Raw genomic sequence first — 15,867 nt, 5'->3', positions numbered from 1 at the left:
AATGTTAAGGCTATGTCCACTTGTTTGGTAGAGTAGATGGGTTCGGGCGCGCCGCAACCGTCTCTCATCCGTGTCATGTAGCTTTTCGATAACCGCGAGCCGCTTTCCCCGTAATACGGTGCTGCGGCCCGCCAAAAAAGGAGGGAAAAATGTATCGTATTATCGTGCTGTTGCTGGTCGTAACACTCTTTCACGTATCACAGGGGTTTGCCGCCACCGAGCTGCTCAACGTCTCCTACGATCCGACCAGAGAGCTTTACCAGGAGTACAACAAGGCCTTTACCCGGTACTGGAAACAGAAGTCTGGTCAGGATGTGACCGTGAAGCAGTCGCACGGCGGGTCGGGTAAGCAGGCTAGGGCGGTCATCGACGGCCTTGATGCCGACGTGGTCACGCTCGCCCTTGCCTATGACGTGGACGAGATCCACAACAAGGCCAAGCTCATTCCCAAGGAGTGGCAGAAACGGCTGCCCAAAAACAGCTCACCCTACAGCTCCACGATCGTCTTCCTCGTGCGCAAGGGAAACCCCAAGCAGATCAGGGACTGGAACGATCTGGTGCGCCCTGGGGTAAGCGTCATCACCCCTAACCCGAAGACGTCCGGTGGCGCGCGGTGGAATTACCTTGCCGCATGGGCCTACGCCCTGAAACAGAAAGGGGGCAGCGAGGCTTCCGCCCGGGAGTTCGTCGGAAAGCTCTTCCGCAACGTGCCCGTGCTCGATTCCGGTGCCAGAGGGTCCACGACCACCTTCGTTCAGCGCGGGCAGGGGGATGTCCTCATCGCTTGGGAGAACGAGGCCTTTCTGGCCGTGAACGAGTTGGGGAGGGACCGGTTTGAAATCGTGGTGCCTTCGCTCAGCATCCTGGCAGAGCCTCCCGTCACACTCGTGGACAAGGTAGTCGACCGCAAGGGAACCCGCGTCGTCGCGCAGGAGTATCTGAAATACCTTTACTCGCAGGAAGGGCAGGAAATCGCGGCCCGGAACTACTACCGTCCCTCGGACCGGAAGGTGGCCGGCAAATACGCGAAACTCTTTCCGAAGCTCAAGCTCGTGACGGTTGATCAGACCTTCGGCGGGTGGACCAGGGCCCAGAAGACCCATTTTGCTGACGGCGGTACCTTCGACCAGATCTACAGGCCGGGCAGGTGATGTCATGGCAAGAAGCTTGCGGAAAAATGGCACCGCCGGGTGGGGCACCCTGCCCGGCTTCGCCCCTACCATGGGGTATACGCTCCTCTGCCTGGTCATAGTCGTGCTCGTCCCCTTGTCGACCCTTTTTTTCGAGGCGGCCACCCTGACCTGGGACGACTTCGTGGGCGCCGTCGCCGCGCCGCGCGTGCTGGCCTCCTACCGCGTCACCTTCGGCGCCGCGCTGCTCGCGGCCCTGACCAACGCCTTTTCCGGCGTCATCGTCGCTTGGACCCTGGTCCGCTACCGGTTTCCAGGAAGGAGGATGCTCGACGCACTCGTCGATCTTCCCTTCGCGCTCCCGACCGCGGTCGCGGGCATCACCCTAGCCGGCATCTTCGCCTCCAACGGCTGGCTCGGAAAAGTGCTGGAACCGCTTGGCGTGAAAGTCGCCTTCACGCCGGTGGGCATCTGGTTGGCCATGGTGTTCATCGGTCTCCCCTTCGTGGTGCGCACCGTGCAGCCGGTGCTTGAGGAGTTCGATCGCGAGGTGGAGGAGGCGGCGGCGTGCCTCGGCGGAAACCGCTGGCAGATCTTTTCGAGGGTCGTATTCCCCCTTATGTTTCCGGCGGTCCTGACCGGCTTCACCCTCGCCTTCGCGCGTGCGGTGGGCGAATACGGCTCGATCGTCTTCATCGCCGGCAACATGCCGATGGTGTCCGAGATCACGCCGCTGCTGATCATCACCAAGCTGGAGCAGTACGATTACGCAGGCGCCACGGCGGTAGCCGTGGTGATGCTCGTGATTTCCTTCATGGTGCTTTTGGCGCTGAACCTGCTTCAGAAATGGAGCCGACGCTATGCGGAGCAATGACATGAACAGATCCCGTTATCCAGGCGCCTTTAGCGTCCAAAAGGCTGGGGCTCTCGCCGAGCCCCTGGCCGTCCGGCTGCTCCTGGTTGGCTGCACCCTTTTCTTTCTCTCTCTATTTCTGCTGATGCCGCTGGGAGCCCTTTTTTCCGAAGCGCTCTCGAAGGGGTGGCAGGAGTACCGGGCGGCGCTTATCGAACCCGACGCCCTCTCCGCAATGAGGCTAACCCTCGTCACGGCAGTTTTCTGCGTGCCGTTCAACCTCTTTTTCGGCATCGTCGCCTCCTGGTGCACCGCGAAGTTCACCTTTCCAGGGAAAAGCCTGCTCGTGACCCTGATCGATCTTCCCTTCTCGGTCTCTCCGGTGGTCTCGGGGCTAGTCTACGTCCTCGTCTTCGGGCTGCAGGGGTGGCTGGGCCCTTGGCTCCAGGCGCACGACATAAAGATCATCTTCGCCGTGCCCGGCATCGTGCTCGCCACCGTGTTCGTCACCTTCCCGTTCGTCGCGCGAGAGCTGATCCCGCTGATGGAGGCACAGGGGCGCGAAGAAGAGGAGGCCGCGCTCACCCTCGGGGCCGGGGGGCTGCAAACCTTTTTCCGGGTCACATTGCCAAACGTGAAATGGGGACTTCTGTACGGGGTTATCCTCTGCAACGCGCGTGCGATGGGGGAGTTCGGTGCCGTCTCCGTCGTCTCCGGGCACGTGCGCGGCGCGACCAACACCGTTCCGCTGCAGGTGGAGATCCTTTACAACGAGTACAATTTCGTCGCCGCATTCGCGGTGGCCTCGCTGCTTGCCCTGCTGGCGCTGGTTTCCCTTGCGCTCAAGACGTTTACCGAGTGGAAGCTGCGCCAGTTTCAGAAGGGCGGGGCGTGAAAGGAGAAAAGATGAGCATTGAAATAGAAAATGTGAGCAAACGGTTCGGCGCATTCGCAGCTCTGGAAGACGTCAGCCTCTCGGTACCCTCCGGGGAACTGGTCGCCCTCCTTGGCCCGTCAGGATCGGGCAAGACGACCCTATTGCGCATCATCGCCGGACTGGAGAGCGTCGACGATGGGAGAGTCCTTCTGAACGGGGAGGATGCGAGCCCGCACGACGCCCGACAGCGCAAGGTGGGCTTCGTCTTCCAGCATTACGCCCTGTTTCGGCACATGAACGTCTTCGACAACGTTGCCTTCGGGCTCTCAGTGAAGCCGAAAAAGACCCGGCCCGACAAGGAGGCGATCAGGAGCAAGGTCTTCGAACTGCTGAAGCTCATCCAGATGGAGCATCTGTGGGACCGGTACCCATCGCAACTCTCGGGGGGGCAGAGGCAGCGGGTCGCCCTTGCGCGTGCGCTGGCCGTCGAACCCCGTGTGCTGCTGCTGGATGAGCCGTTCGGAGCCCTGGACGCGAAGGTGCGCCAGGAACTGCGCCGCTGGCTGCGGCAACTGCACGACGAGATCCATGTCACCAGCGTCTTCGTGACCCACGATCAGGAGGAGGCGCTCGAAGTCGCAGACCGGATCGTCGTGATGAACCGGGGCAAGGTCGTGCAGGAAGGGACGCCGAGCGAAGTCTACGACCACCCGGCGAACCCCTTCGTCTTCGATTTTCTCGGCAAGGTCAACCTCTTCCACGGCAGAATCGATAACGGCGTGGCACAGCTCGGCGGGGTGCGGCTTCCCACTTCGGTTCCCATTTCCGGCGGCGATGGTCCCGCGATCGGATACGTACGCACGCACGATATCGAGATATCACGGCACGGTAACGGGATTGAAGACATCACGGCCCAGGTGCGTGGCGTACTGCGTGTGGGGCCCCTGGTGCGGGTTGACCTGCTGCATGCAGGAGGTGAGCAGCTCGAGGTTGATCTTTCACGCGATGTGGCGGAGGTACTTGCCCTGCAGGTGGGTGAGCAAGTGTTCGCCAGCCCGCGCAACGTTCGTTTTTTTGTCAATGATTACCAGATATAGCGGCGCCCCGGATCAAAGTACAGTCTGTCTATCAAGAACGTAAATAAAATAGTTGACAATGTTACAGGTTAAATATAAAAATACAAAACGCCTGCAAGAAACATATGCATCCGGCACCATGCGCCGGGATCCAAACAAAAAGGAGAGCAACCGCCATGTCACGTATCTATCTGGACAACTCCCAATCCATCGGTAACACGCCGCTCGTGCGTCTGAACCATGTGACCAAGGGGGCCAAGGCAACCGTTCTGGCCAAGGTCGAGGGGCGCAATCCCGCCTACTCGGTCAAGTGCCGTATCGGCGCCAACATGATCTGGGATGCCGAGGAGCGTGGCGTGCTTAAGCCGGGTGTCGAGATCGTGGAACCGACCAGCGGAAACACCGGCATCGCGCTGGCGTATGTTGCCGCCGCCCGCGGCTACAAGCTGACCCTCACCATGCCCGAGACCATGAGCATCGAGCGTCGCAGGGTCCTGGCCGCACTCGGGGTGAACCTCATCCTTACCCCTGGTTCCGCCGGGATGAAGGGGGCCATCGCCAAGGCAGAGGAGATCGTGGCCTCCGATCCGGCGCGCTATTTCCTGCCGCAGCAGTTCAAGAACCCGGCTAACCCGGCCATTCACGAGAAAACGACCGGCCCCGAGATCTGGGCCGATACCGACGGCGCCGTCGACGTCATCGTCTCCGGCGTAGGCACCGGCGGCACCATCTCCGGCATCACGCGCTATTTGAAGCAGACCAAGGGGAAGAACGTCGTCGCGGTGGCCGTCGAGCCGAAGGAAAGCGCGGTGATCACGCAGAAACTCGCCGGTCAGGAACTGCGCCCCGGCCCGCACAAGATCCAGGGGATCGGTGCCGGTTTCATCCCCGACACACTCGATCTTTCGCTCATCGACCGCGTCGAGCAGGTCGAGAGCAACGAGGCGATCGAATTCGCCAAGCGGCTCACCAAGGAGGAAGGGCTCCTGGTCGGGATTTCCAGCGGTGCCGCAGCGGCAGCCGCCGTCCGCCTCGCCAACCTGGACGAGTTCGCCGGGAAGACCATCGTGGTGATCCTCCCCGACCTCGCCGAGCGCTACCTCTCCACCGCACTCTTCGACGAGGCATAAGAGAGACTCTCCTCTCATCAATAAAGAAAAGCCCCGGATTTCTCCGGGGCTTTTTTCGTTCCAGCCGGTTACTTTATTCGGAAGTTCACCTCCTGACGGGAATGTCAGCCTTATTCCCTTCCTTGGCGCCGCTTGTCACGATCCACCAAAGCACGAAGGGGACCGCGAGCAGCAGCCCGTGTTGGATCGTCATGTAAGCGTCGAATGCCTTTTTCCCGTGCACGGCCATCTGGTACACCGAACTTGCCATCAAAATGGCGTTGAGCAGAAGCGCGCTGACGACGGTGAATAACGTCAACCCGAGGGTCTTCATGTCCCCCTTCCTCTGCAACGGCAGGACGAGTCCTGCCAGCACCGCCACGTTGCAATAGTCGAGGTTGAACGGAACGGTACAGGCAACGCCTTTCGCATGCCCCAGTATATCGCCGGAAACATAGGCTGTTTCCGCACCGGGGTCCAAGGCAATCAGCTTGAGTGCCGCCGTTGCCACGGCGGCGAGCATCGAACCATACGTAGGCGACTGGGACGTCAGCAGGTAGAAAAACGCTGAAGACGCCACGACGACGAGGGCGATCTGCGTTATTGCCGTTTTCTTCAGGACGAGCCTCTTGTCCACCCACACCTTCCATATCCCGAAGATGAGAAGCGAGAAGAGCGCGACCCAAAGGTACTCGTGGACGAAGTTGAACAGATTCATGGATACGGTCCCGGCAAATCCCGAAATGACCAGGCGCAGCGCGTTGAGGATAACCACGAGCGGGGCTGCGACGAGCACCCCGGCGAGCCTGTATTGCAGCGTGTGCCGGGGGTAGAAAAGTATCGCCGTCGACAGGATCAGTACGTAATTGAAAGCGGTGCACTCGTGGATGATCCGCATCGGGAACCCGTTGACCGTAAGGATGTCCCCGCCCGAGGTTACCGTCATCCCGGTCAACGCTCCCATAAGGGATGCGCCTTTTATGGCAAGCTCGCGCCATAAAGTGAAAAAAGCAGGCGGCAGCAGGGACGTGACCGCCACCGACGCTGCAACGAGCAGGATGAACAGCATGCCAGCTTCGGGCTTCGTATTCTTTTCGCAAACCGCGGCATCCATCTCATTTTCCTCCATTTACAAACCGGCCAGCACCTTTTCACCGCCTTCCGGATCCCGTAAGCGGTTATGACCAGAAAGGCCGCGCACACACACCGTAGCCTCATAGCATGAGGGAGCGGTGCCTTTTTCCTACTGCTGCTCTACGATCAGCAAAAGCTTCTCGGTCTTCCCCGGTCCTGGTGCGGGAATGCTGCATTTGTGCCCGTCAAGAACGATGTGCCGCTTCTGGTCTTCAATGGTCAGCCTCGTCCCGCGCGGCATCCTGCTCTGGTCAGGGTCCAGCTCGATCCAGAGCGGGATGCCCACGGGAAGACTCGACCGTATCGACACCTCCCACATCATTTTGGCCGCGGGTGACCTGATGTCGTTGCGCATCTCTCGCGCCGGCTTCCATTCCGGATGTGGGGCCACGACGCTGATGTAAGGCTCCCCCATGTCTGCGTTGAGGTTTCCCGGAGAGATGATGTCGTAGGCGTTGTCGAAGCCCTCCGTCGCCTTTGGATGTTCGCCGATCACGATGTAGTCGTACAGCTGCCCGTTCGAAACCTTTAACGTGGCGGTCATGGGAGAGAGTCCCATGGCCGCCACGCTGGCGGCAAGAAATAGCGACGCGGTGAAGGATATGAAACTAGAAAGAGACATCATTTGGCCCCAGGTTGGGCAAGTGGCGCCTGAGCCCCGGGAACTCCATTTCGAATCCCCGGGGCTCAGGCAGCCGCTTGCGCTTCGGCTGCGTTACTTGCGGCTCTTCCACAGGCCGTAGGCGGCAATGGCGATCATGGTTAAAGCGCTTGACTCGGCGCCCCCGACCGGCGTAGACGGGATGCTCGGCGGTGCAGGTGGCCCCGCCCAGCATGTGGTTGCGCAAAACAGGGTGAATGTTACGGCCAGGCCGGTTTTGCAGTAGTTTATTTTCATCGTTTGTTCCTCTCTCTTTGGGGTAAAGCCCCGCCTGGTATGAAATATCTACTTGATGGTTAACGAATGGTTTGTGGAGTCGAGGTTCAGGATCCAATACCCTTTCCACGGCTCGATTTGCGGATTGCCGTTCACGATGGACCAGGAGTCGTACGTGGTTCCGTTCCACCAGTAGATGCCGCCGCCGATCTTGTTGGCGACGACCGCGGTGCCGAGCGGTGAGCCGTCCACGAGCCAGTTGGTGGCGATGTCGGTCTTGACCGTGCTGTTGGGGTTCGCGATCATGGTCCAGCCCGGTTTGAGGATCACGTCGACGTTCTGCGGCGCCGAGCTTCCGCTGTAGGCGAAGGTGGTTCCCGCCGTACCCGCCTTCACGAAGTAGCCGTAACCCGGCAGGAGCGTGGTCACGTTCTTGTAAAAGCCGAGCACCGCGGTGCTGTCCTCGGCGGTGGCGCCGCTGGGGGTCCACTGGTACACGGCGCTCACCTGGCTGCCGAAAAGCGAGCTGGGCGAGATTCCCGATGCGAGGTCGAACGGCACCGCGACGATGTTCCACCCGGTGTAGAGCGGCGTGCGCACCGACATGAGTTCTGTTGCTCCCTCGCTGTCTGAGGCGACGCTGTAGGTGTAGATGGTGTTGGGCGTGAGTGTTCCGCTGTCGGTAAAGCTTTTCTGCGTGCCGCTGTACACGGTCGCACTGCCTGTCGCGCTCTGGCGCGTGACCGTGAAGCTTGAGCCGGACTTACCGTCGTAGGTCGCAGACGGCTGTCCGTCGGTGTTCACCGTGTAGGTGGCGCTGTTGACCGCTTCCGTATCGAAGTCGTCCTTCGCCAGAAACTTCACCGTTTGCGTCCCGGTAACAGCAATCGGTCCGCTGTAGGTCTTAGGTGAGAGAAGGGGGGTGGTTCCGTCGGTGGTGTAGTAAATGGTCGCACCCGGCCTGCTGGCGGAAAGTCGCACAAGTAGGGTCCCCCCCGAGTAGGTGCCCGGTGCCGGTTTGGCTGTGCTGGTCAGGGGCACCACTTGGGCGGGATCGGGTGTGAAGGTCGCGGAAACGGCGCAACTCCCCGTGATCGCCGCGGTTGTGAACACGTTGCCGGACAGGGTCCCTCCGCAGCCGGCAACCGACTTGATCAGGTACCCTTGAGCGGGCTGAACGGCGAGGGCCAACTGGTATCCGCTGAAAACCTGCTGGCTTGCCGGGGCGATCGTTCCACCGGAACCTGACGTGGCCGTCACTGTGAAGCTTGTCGGGGCGGCCCCGCCAAGCGTCAGCTGCTGCGTACCTCCCTGCGTACTGTTGCCGGAGCCGTCAACGGCCTGCGGTGCCACGTAGTAGGTGGTGCCCGGCACAAGGTTGTAGAGGGTTACCGCATGGGACGTCCGCGAACCGGAGACGGAGACCTGGCCGGTCAGAGCCAGGGGGGTGGTGCCGTACCTGAGCACTGTGGTCGAGGGTTCATCCGTATTCCATTTCACGTCGATCTTGCGGTCACCACCTAAAGCGGAGATGGCGGAGATGACGGGAGGGGTCGTGTCGGGCAACGCGGCGGTGGTGAAGGAATAGACGCCGGACTCCGTCGTGTTCCCTGCGGGATCGGTGGATCTGATCTTGAACTGGTACGTGGTGCCGGCCTGCAGGTTGGTCAGGGCGACGGAGTGCCCGGCCGATTTTACGATGCTGCCCGCCGCGTTGGTCAGGGGTTGTCCCTGGAGCGCGTAAAGTACCTGAGAGTCTGCTATCTCGTCGGTGAGCCAGTGGATGCGGGCCATGTTCGATGTGACGGCGATCGCCTGCGGTATTTCTGTGATGACCGGGGCGGTGGTGTCGGCTACGGACTTGGTCATGAACCCGTTGCCCGCGGCACCGATCACGGCGTCGCTCAGGATGAAGGCGTAGTTCATGGCCAGGTAGGTGGAGGGAGTGCCGGCCGATGCCACCACGGTGTTGCCCGACATGTCGGTGCAGGAGACCTGTACCGTGTAGGAGGTGTTACCTTCCAGGTTGGTGAGCGTCGTCTGGTGCTCGTTGACCTTGTCGCTGCTGGATTTCTGCAGCCCGAGGCTGCCGTTCGGACCGTACTTGATCACGGTATCGCACGGTTTGTCCGTTTCGAACGCTATGGTCGCCGCCCTGTCGTTCGAGTAGATGACCGCCGCCTCCTTGGTGATGACCGGAGGATTGGTGTCTGGGATCAACTCCGTTTTGAAGGAGTAGGTTTTGCTCGTGACGGTGTTCTTGGCTGCGTCGTTGGCAACCACGCGGAAGTAGTAGATCGTGCCTGGGAGAAGGCCGGTGAGCGCCCTGTTGTGGACCATGTTCAGCTCGGTCTTCGCGTCCTCCATGCCGAGAGACTCGCTGGTGCCGTACTGGATGGTGCATGCGGCTCCCTCGTCGGTTTCCCAGTAAAGAACCACCGACTGGTGCGTCGTGTTCTTCACGATCGGGATCTGGGTGAAGACAGGCGCCGCGGTGTCGGGAGCGGCCTTGGTGGTGAAGCTCCCTTCCTTGCTGAGGGTAGGGCCGTTGCCGAAGGTGTCCTTCGAGGAGACGGTGAAGTTATAGGTCTTGGTCGGGGCGAGTCCCGTAAGTTTCGCCGAATGGCTGGTGGTGAGCGTGTCGTCATTGTAGACGCCGTGGGCGACACCGTCGTTGTAGGAAACGCCGGTCGTCGAAGGTTCGTCCGTCACCCATTCGACGGTTGCACCTGTGTCGCTGACGCTGGTGACCATGGGGCCTTCGTTGATGACCGGTGCGGTTGTGTCCGGGGCTGCCAGCGTCCTGAACGAGGAGCCAATGGCGGAAACAGGACCGTTGCCGGCCGTGTCGGTTGCCGTCACCTTTAGGTAGTAATCGGTCTCGCTCGAGAGGCCGGTCAGGGTGATGCGGTGCGTGGTGGACGTTACCGTGTCCGTCACCGTCTGGTCGGGCGTCGCGGTAAGGCCGTAGATGACTCCGCCGGTCGTCGGTTCGTCAGTCGTCCACTCAACGACCGTCGACGCCTGGGTTATGCTGCTCACCGTGGGGCCGGTGAGGATCGTGGGAGGCGTCTTGTCAGGGGTAGGCATCGTGGTGAAGCTGATGACCGTGCTCGTTGCCGGGCCGTTACCGTACAGGTCCGTCGCGTTCACCCGCACGTAGTAGGTGGTGTTGGCGATAAGCCCTGTGAGTTGCACGGAATGCGTGGTTGCAAAGGATGCTTCCGCCGCGGTCGTTCCGGGAGGATCGCTCACCCCGTAGACGGCGCCACCCTTGGCCGGTTCGTCGGTCTGCCACTCTATGGTGGCGGTGGTGTCGGTCTTCGAAGCTACCGTCGGCCCGGTGAGGATGACCGGTGCCGCCTTGTCGGGGAGGGCGAGAATGATGTTCTGCCGCACGTTTGTCGTTATGCCGGTGGTCAGGCGCAGGGTGCCGAACCCGCTACCGGTGGGGGGCGTGATGGTTAAGCCGTAATCGCTCATGCTGAGCACGGTCATACTGTAGTTGCCGCCAGCGTCGGTTGTGACCGTCTGGCCCTCTATATAGGTCGTATAATAGCCACCTAGGTAGGTTCCGTAATTGTATTTGTAATCACGATACACCTGTACATTAGGTATGCCGACGCCCACGCTATCCGTGGTTTTGCCGCTTAAGGTAACCATAGGGAGTGTCGCACCAGGCAGATTAGTAGCCCCGCTAACTACCTGATTGCTCCAGAGCCTATGATAAAAATAACTAGGTGTAGGGACGTTGGTCGTTCCGTAGCTTTGAACCATCACTATATAGGTACCAGATACAGCATTTATGAAGAAGTTACCGCTGGAGTCTGTAATAGATGATCCCTGTCCTATGCCGTTCTGATCTATAGCGGTCACTTTGAGGTTACTTATGCCAATCCCGTTAGGGGCCTTGACCACCCCGGAAATACTTGAATCAATCGCCGGCACGATAAAATTATATGTAGTGTCTGAAGATAAGTTAATATTGAAGGTGGCCGCACCGTAACCCGTGCCACTGGCGGGGGTTATGGTGAAATTGTAACCGGTGTTGGCTAACACCGTCATTGAGTAGTTTCCGTTAGAGTCTGAAGTTACACTCTGCGAGGAGACGTAGCTTGCGTAGTAATTTGCGATGCCAGATGAGGTGTTGTAATTATAGTTCCTGTATATTCCAACACCTGGGACGATTGCACCGCCGCCGGTGACCGTTTTGCCGCTTAAAGTAAGAAGTGGTAGCGTGGCTTGAGGAAGAATAGTCGCGCCGCTGACGGACTGATTGCTCCACATCTTATAGTAGAAGTAATTTGGTACTGGTACGTTGGTCGTTCCATACGTTTCCACAATGATGGCATAGGTTCCAGCTATGACGCTGACGGTAAAGGCGCCGTTGGCATCAGTGATTGCGGAACCTTGAAATAAGCCGCCATTTTGGTCAAACACCTTAACTCTAACATTGCTGATGCCTGTCCCGTCAGGAGATCTAACGACGCCTGAAACGCTTGCGTCTGCTCCTTGGAGCGCCAGATCCATGCTCACGTCGGTAGTAATGCCCTGGTTGTTAACTGTGGTGATGGCAAGGCCGCTGCCCGTCGGTGGGGTGAGTGTGAAACTGTAAGTGCCTGACAGCAACGTCATCTTGAAATTCCCTGAGCTGTCAGAAGTGACCGTTTGGGTGTAGACAGCGGATTTGTAATAGCCGCTTGTGGTGTCCCATGTGTCGCCAGTTTTTACTTGGACGCCAGCGATCGCTTCACCTTTGTTGTTTGTCGTCTTACCGCTCAGTGTAACCAGTGGGAGTGTTGCGTTGGGAAGTGTGACTGAGCCAGTAATGGTTGCGTTGTTCCAGAGCCTGTAATAGAACCCGCCGCTTGGGAGTGGAACATTTGATACTCCGTTATAATAGACTTCGATGAAATAAGTGCCTGACATTATGCTGCAATTAAATGCTCCGTTCGTGTCGGTGACGGCTGTCCCATCCACGTAATTGGTTACTGAATTGATGATCCTGATGTAGAGGTTGCTGATGCCCGTGCCGTCCGGGGCTCGCACGACCCCGCTCACGGTTGCGTTCGTCTGCGACATGAGGACGACGTTCTGGACCACGTCGCCACCGCTTATGACGATGCCGTTCACCACCGACTCCGAGAAGCCGCTTCCCGCGGCGGGGGTGATGGTCATGTTGTAGCTGCCGTCGGAGACGGTTAGCGAATATCCGCCTGTGGCGGTCGTGCTCGCCGTGCCGGCGGCAGTCGCGTCGGCCGCGTTACTGAGCTTCACGGTGGCGCCGGACATCGGCGTGCTGCCGCCGTAGACCGTGCCTGAGAGAGTCCAGGCGAATGCCAGACCGCTTGTCCCGAGCAGCATGACGAGCAGGGCGGCCAGAAAAAGCGCCGTATGTTTCCAATTCGATTTCATATCAGTCCCTCGCTGTGTATTTGCCGGGTCCGGCTATTTCTTTGGCTGCAATACAAGTGACACCCCGTTTCCCTCGAACATCCTCGCCGGCAGGGCCGCCGCCGTGAACGATTGGCCGTCCGCGCCTCTCACCTGGATCAGCGCCTCCAGAAAATCGACGTCGGGAATTGTGAAACGGCCGGCGGCGTCGGTTTTGAGGCTGTAACTTCCGACGTCCAGCAGTTCCACCTTCACGTCCGCGCCCGAGGCCGGTTTGCCGTCAGGGTAGGAGACCCTTCCTCCAATCGCCCACGCGATCTGTGTGAATGCCACCATGCCTATGACCATTCCTGTCAAACTCAAAGCTCCTTTTCTCATCACATGTTCCTCCATCGAATAAGTGCTGCGATAGCTAGCGTCTATGTCGCAATACGGGTCCTTTCACCGTTGGACGGATTGGGACCTGTATTGGCAAATCCCGGGCCAACCATGCGGGTAAAGGATTTCGTATACTTAGAAAATTATTAAAAATAGGATTTGTACGTATACGGTACGAACTGTACGGAAAACGTACAGCCGGCATGATCGGGAAGCTGCGCTGAAACAGGCGTTATGTGCGGGGAGAGAGTTACTTCAGGCGGTAAAACACCCTGCGGTCGGTCTTCAACAGCTGGGCAGCGAGGGATTTGTTATTGTTGCAGCGGGTGAGGGTGATGTGCAGCACCTTGTTTATGATGTTCTCCAGGGAGAACTCATCGGGGTCGAGGGTGAGATGCAGTTCGAACGGGTGGTCGTTGCCGCCGCTCAACCTAAGCCTGCGGCGCTCCCTTCTTCCCTCGGGATGTCCCGGACTGAGAAAGGCAAGGTGCGACGGGGTGATAAGCTCGTTTTCCACCATGATGGCTGCGCGCTCGAGCGAGTTCTTCAGCTCCCTTATGTTGCCAGGCCAGTCGTACCCCATGATGAAGTCCATGCCGCGTTTGGATATCCCTGGTAGCGGTTTCCCCATCTCCTTTCTGAGATGGTTCAGGCAGTTGTCGACCAGCAGCGGGATCTCCTCCTTTCTCTCTCGAAGGGGCGGTATCGTTATCGGAAAGGCGTTCACGCGGTGGTACAGGTCGGAGCGGAACCGTCCTTCCTGAACGAGCTGCCTCAGATCGTGATGGGTCGCGACTATGACTCGGAAGTCCGCCTTTATCTGCCGTGCGGAGCCAAGCGGTGTGTATCTGCGCTCCTCTATCACGCGCAGCAGTTTGACCTGGAGCTCAAGCGGCATGTCGCCTATCTCGTCCAGGAGTATGGTGCCCCCCTTGGCCAGGCTGAACATCCCCTCGCGGTCACGGTCGGCTCCGGTGAAGGCGCCCCGCACGTGGCCGCACAACTCGCTTTCCAGGAGGTTCGCCGGAATGCCGGCGCAGTTGACCGCCACGAACCTGCTTTCGTCGCGCCCGCTTGCCGCGTGGATGGCGCGGGCCAACACCTCCTTGCCGACACCGCTCTCCCCGTAAAGCGCGACGGTGGTCTGGGGGTAGTATGAGACCTGTTGCGCCATCTGCAGGACCCGCACCATTTTGGGAGAGCTGCTGGAAATCTGCTGGAAGGTGAAACCGCCGTCTTGCGTCTCGCTGGCGGGCGGGGTGTTGTCAAGGGCCCTGGCGATCCGGCAGAGGAGGTCGTCCGGGTCGAAAGGCTGCGCAAGGAAGTCCGTGGCCCCTGCCTTCACGCTGGTGATGGCGGATTCCAGGGAAGAGGCGCTTGATACGACTATGAAGGGGACATGCGGGAAGAGTTTTCTCGACTGGGCCAGCACGGAGATCCCGTCCATGTGGGGCGGGGCATGTTCCAGGAGCACGAGATCGATCTTGTCGATGGCGAGAAGATCGGGAGCGCGGCATGCGCTATCGGCAAGGATGGGGCAGTACCCTGACGCTGCCAACTGTGTTTCCAGCATCGAGCGAGTGTGAACGTCACTGCCTATGACAAGAATTTTTTCATTTGCCATGGGTCGTACCTGAGAATGCGAAGTGTCATAGAGCTCAACAAACCTGCGCTGTGTAAAGGGTTTCGAACGCCTGTACTGGTGTTGGGGACTATAAAGCATCGTATTTATTTTTGCCACGGATAATTAACCACAATTTTTGCAAAGGGGCAGCCACGTTTTCGGACCTCATCCGATGTCGTCCCAGTCGACGAGACGATCCCTCTCCTGCTCTGGTTGCACCGTTCGAGCAGCCGTAGTGGGTGGTATTCGGAATTGTTGAGGGCGGCTCTGCTTGACGCTAAAGTCCACGCCGGGTAGACTTGCCGGGTTCAATGATTTCAGCACGATGGTCGTCTTGGCGCCTGCAAGGACGACCTCGGCTCTTCAGGGGGGAGTGTGGAAAAGAAAGAATGGTCGCCCGCGACACTGCTTGAGACTTCCGGAAGCTACTGGAGCACCTGTACCCTTCACGCCGGTGTTAAACTCAACGTATTCACGCCCTTATCCGCCGCGCCGTCATCCGCTCAAAGGCTTGCCGAAGAGATCGGCTGCGACGGCCGCGGTCTCGCCATGCTCCTCGATGCCCTGGCGGCACTGGGGCTTCTCGAAAAGAGGGAAGGGGAGTACCTCGCCACCCCCTTCGCCGCAAAGTTCCTCTCCCGCACCTCACCCGACTACCTCGGGCACATCATCATGCATCACCATCACCTGGTGAACGGGTGGAGCAGGCTCGACGAAGCCGTGCAGACCGGTCATCCCGTGCGGGAGCGCGTCTCGCACGAGGACGCCGAGAGCGCAAGGGAAAGCTTCCTCATGGGGATGTTCAACTTGGCCCAGATGATCGCCCCAAAGATCGTGCCGCAGATCGATCTCAGCGGGCGCAGGCGCCTGATGGATCTGGGTGGTGGTCCCGGCACCTACGCGATACATTTCTGCCGGCAAAACCCGGGACTCGACGCCGTCATCTGCGATCTTCCGACTACGCGCGGTTTCGCGGAGCGGACCGTCGCCCGCTTCGACCTTTCCGACCGCATCGGCTTCATCGCCGTCGACTTCGAGCAGGATGATCTGCCGGGCGGTTTCGACGTCGCCTGGCTTTCCCATGTGCTGCACGGTATCGGTCCCGATGCCTGTCGGAGCGTGCTGAAAAAGGCGGTCGCCGCGCTCGAACCGGGAGGGATGATCCTGGTCCAGGAGTTCATCCTCGACGACACGAGGGACGCCCCGGTTTTCCCCGCGCTCTTCTCGCTGAACATGCTGCTCGGCACTCCGGACGGGCAGTCCTACAGCGAGAGCGAGCTTTTCGGGATGCTTGAGTCGGCCGGAGCGAAGGGCGTGCGCCGCCTGCCTATAGAACTGCCCAACGGTGCCGGCGTGGTCGCCGGCATCGTCCCCTGACCGGCTCAAGGTGCCGGCGTAGCGTCTTGGTGGAATCG

General features: G+C 59.7%; 12 protein-coding genes and 1 pseudogene. 7 read left to right on the top strand and 6 right to left on the bottom strand.

Annotation, left to right across the window (positions count from 1 at the left end):
• The first annotated feature begins 149 nt into the window (after positions 1 to 149).
• The 5 genes from D6Z24_RS05450 to cysK all read left to right on the top strand — a co-directional run bounded on the left by D6Z24_RS05450 (position 150) and on the right by cysK (position 5,066).
• Complete coding sequence (locus D6Z24_RS05450) at positions 150 to 1,151, top strand: sulfate ABC transporter substrate-binding protein (RefSeq protein ID WP_129125557.1); 1,002 nt, start codon at positions 150 to 152, stop codon at positions 1,149 to 1,151.
• Positions 1,152 to 1,155: 4 nt separating this feature from the next.
• The gene (gene cysT / locus D6Z24_RS05445) at positions 1,156 to 2,004 is read left to right on the top strand and encodes a sulfate ABC transporter permease subunit CysT (protein WP_129125556.1); all 849 of its coding nucleotides are present in this window, start codon (positions 1,156 to 1,158) and stop codon (positions 2,002 to 2,004) included.
• Position 2,005: 1 nt separating this feature from the next.
• Complete coding sequence (gene cysW, locus D6Z24_RS05440; RefSeq protein WP_129125555.1) at positions 2,006 to 2,878, top strand: sulfate ABC transporter permease subunit CysW; 873 nt, start codon at positions 2,006 to 2,008, stop codon at positions 2,876 to 2,878.
• 11 nt (positions 2,879 to 2,889) lie between these two features.
• Positions 2,890 to 3,957, top strand: coding sequence for a sulfate/molybdate ABC transporter ATP-binding protein (locus D6Z24_RS05435; RefSeq protein WP_129125554.1), 1,068 nt, complete (start codon positions 2,890 to 2,892; stop codon positions 3,955 to 3,957).
• 155 nt (positions 3,958 to 4,112) lie between these two features.
• On the top strand, positions 4,113 to 5,066 hold the full coding sequence (gene cysK / locus D6Z24_RS05430; RefSeq protein ID WP_129125553.1) for a cysteine synthase A: 954 nt from the start codon (positions 4,113 to 4,115) through the stop codon (positions 5,064 to 5,066).
• A gap of 85 nt (positions 5,067 to 5,151) precedes the next feature.
• Here cysK and D6Z24_RS05425 read toward each other — a convergent pair whose 3' ends face one another.
• The 4 genes and pseudogenes from D6Z24_RS05425 to D6Z24_RS22060 all read right to left on the bottom strand — a co-directional run.
• Entirely contained in the window at positions 5,152 to 6,159 is a 1,008-nt protein-coding gene (locus tag D6Z24_RS05425) for an exosortase/archaeosortase family protein (RefSeq protein WP_162605076.1), read from the bottom strand.
• Positions 6,160 to 6,288: 129 nt separating this feature from the next.
• The gene (locus D6Z24_RS05420) at positions 6,289 to 6,801 is read right to left on the bottom strand and encodes a hypothetical protein (RefSeq protein WP_129125551.1); all 513 of its coding nucleotides are present in this window, start codon (positions 6,799 to 6,801) and stop codon (positions 6,289 to 6,291) included.
• Between the two features lie 324 nt (positions 6,802 to 7,125).
• A complete protein-coding gene (locus tag D6Z24_RS21785) occupies positions 7,126 to 10,554 on the bottom strand; it encodes a fibronectin type III domain-containing protein (protein WP_246014576.1) in 3,429 nt (1,142 codons plus the stop codon).
• A gap of 837 nt (positions 10,555 to 11,391) precedes the next feature.
• Positions 11,392 to 11,586 (bottom strand): annotated as a pseudogene (locus D6Z24_RS22060) (carboxypeptidase-like regulatory domain-containing protein); the annotation flags it as partial.
• A gap of 493 nt (positions 11,587 to 12,079) precedes the next feature.
• Here D6Z24_RS22060 and D6Z24_RS21780 point away from each other — a divergent pair.
• Positions 12,080 to 12,241 (top strand): hypothetical protein, encoded by a 162-nt coding sequence (locus D6Z24_RS21780; RefSeq protein ID WP_246014575.1) that lies wholly within the window; start codon positions 12,080 to 12,082, stop codon positions 12,239 to 12,241.
• 263 nt (positions 12,242 to 12,504) lie between these two features.
• On the opposite strand, the gene D6Z24_RS05410 is transcribed toward D6Z24_RS21780, so the two are convergent.
• A complete protein-coding gene (locus D6Z24_RS05410; RefSeq protein WP_162605075.1) occupies positions 12,505 to 12,786 on the bottom strand; it encodes a carboxypeptidase-like regulatory domain-containing protein in 282 nt (93 codons plus the stop codon).
• Positions 12,787 to 13,078: 292 nt separating this feature from the next.
• Positions 13,079 to 14,452, bottom strand: coding sequence for a sigma-54-dependent transcriptional regulator (locus D6Z24_RS05405; RefSeq protein WP_129125548.1), 1,374 nt, complete (start codon positions 14,450 to 14,452; stop codon positions 13,079 to 13,081).
• Positions 14,453 to 14,827: 375 nt separating this feature from the next.
• Here D6Z24_RS05405 and D6Z24_RS05400 point away from each other — a divergent pair, with 375 nt between their 5' ends.
• Positions 14,828 to 15,829 (top strand): methyltransferase, encoded by a 1,002-nt coding sequence (locus tag D6Z24_RS05400; protein WP_129125547.1) that lies wholly within the window; start codon positions 14,828 to 14,830, stop codon positions 15,827 to 15,829.
• The last annotated feature ends 38 nt before the right edge of the window (positions 15,830 to 15,867 follow it).

It is taken from the genome of Geomonas oryzae, from assembly GCF_004117875.1.
In the GTDB taxonomy this organism is placed as follows: domain Bacteria; phylum Desulfobacterota; class Desulfuromonadia; order Geobacterales; family Geobacteraceae; genus Geomonas; species Geomonas oryzae.
Note: the sequence above shows the minus strand (reverse complement) of the source record. Positions and strands in the feature narration are given on the sequence as shown.

Bases quoted from the DNA above. Each gene is read 5' to 3' on its own strand.
- D6Z24_RS05450 (WP_129125557.1), top strand. From the start codon at position 150: ATGTATCGTATTATCGTGCTGTTGCTGGTCGTAACACTCTTTCACGTA.
- cysT (WP_129125556.1), top strand. From the start codon at position 1,156: ATGGCAAGAAGCTTGCGGAAAAATGGCACCGCCGGGTGGGGCACCCTG.
- cysW (WP_129125555.1), top strand. From the start codon at position 2,006: ATGAACAGATCCCGTTATCCAGGCGCCTTTAGCGTCCAAAAGGCTGGG.
- D6Z24_RS05435 (WP_129125554.1), top strand. From the start codon at position 2,890: ATGAGCATTGAAATAGAAAATGTGAGCAAACGGTTCGGCGCATTCGCA.
- cysK (WP_129125553.1), top strand. From the start codon at position 4,113: ATGTCACGTATCTATCTGGACAACTCCCAATCCATCGGTAACACGCCG.
- D6Z24_RS05425 (WP_162605076.1), bottom strand. From the start codon at position 6,159: ATGGATGCCGCGGTTTGCGAAAAGAATACGAAGCCCGAAGCTGGCATG.
- D6Z24_RS05420 (WP_129125551.1), bottom strand. From the start codon at position 6,801: ATGTCTCTTTCTAGTTTCATATCCTTCACCGCGTCGCTATTTCTTGCC.
- D6Z24_RS21785 (WP_246014576.1), bottom strand. From the start codon at position 10,554: ATGACCGTGCTCAGCATGAGCGATTACGGCTTAACCATCACGCCCCCC.
- D6Z24_RS21780 (WP_246014575.1), top strand. From the start codon at position 12,080: ATGCCCGTGCCGTCCGGGGCTCGCACGACCCCGCTCACGGTTGCGTTC.
- D6Z24_RS05410 (WP_162605075.1), bottom strand. From the start codon at position 12,786: ATGGTGGCATTCACACAGATCGCGTGGGCGATTGGAGGAAGGGTCTCC.
- D6Z24_RS05405 (WP_129125548.1), bottom strand. From the start codon at position 14,452: ATGGCAAATGAAAAAATTCTTGTCATAGGCAGTGACGTTCACACTCGC.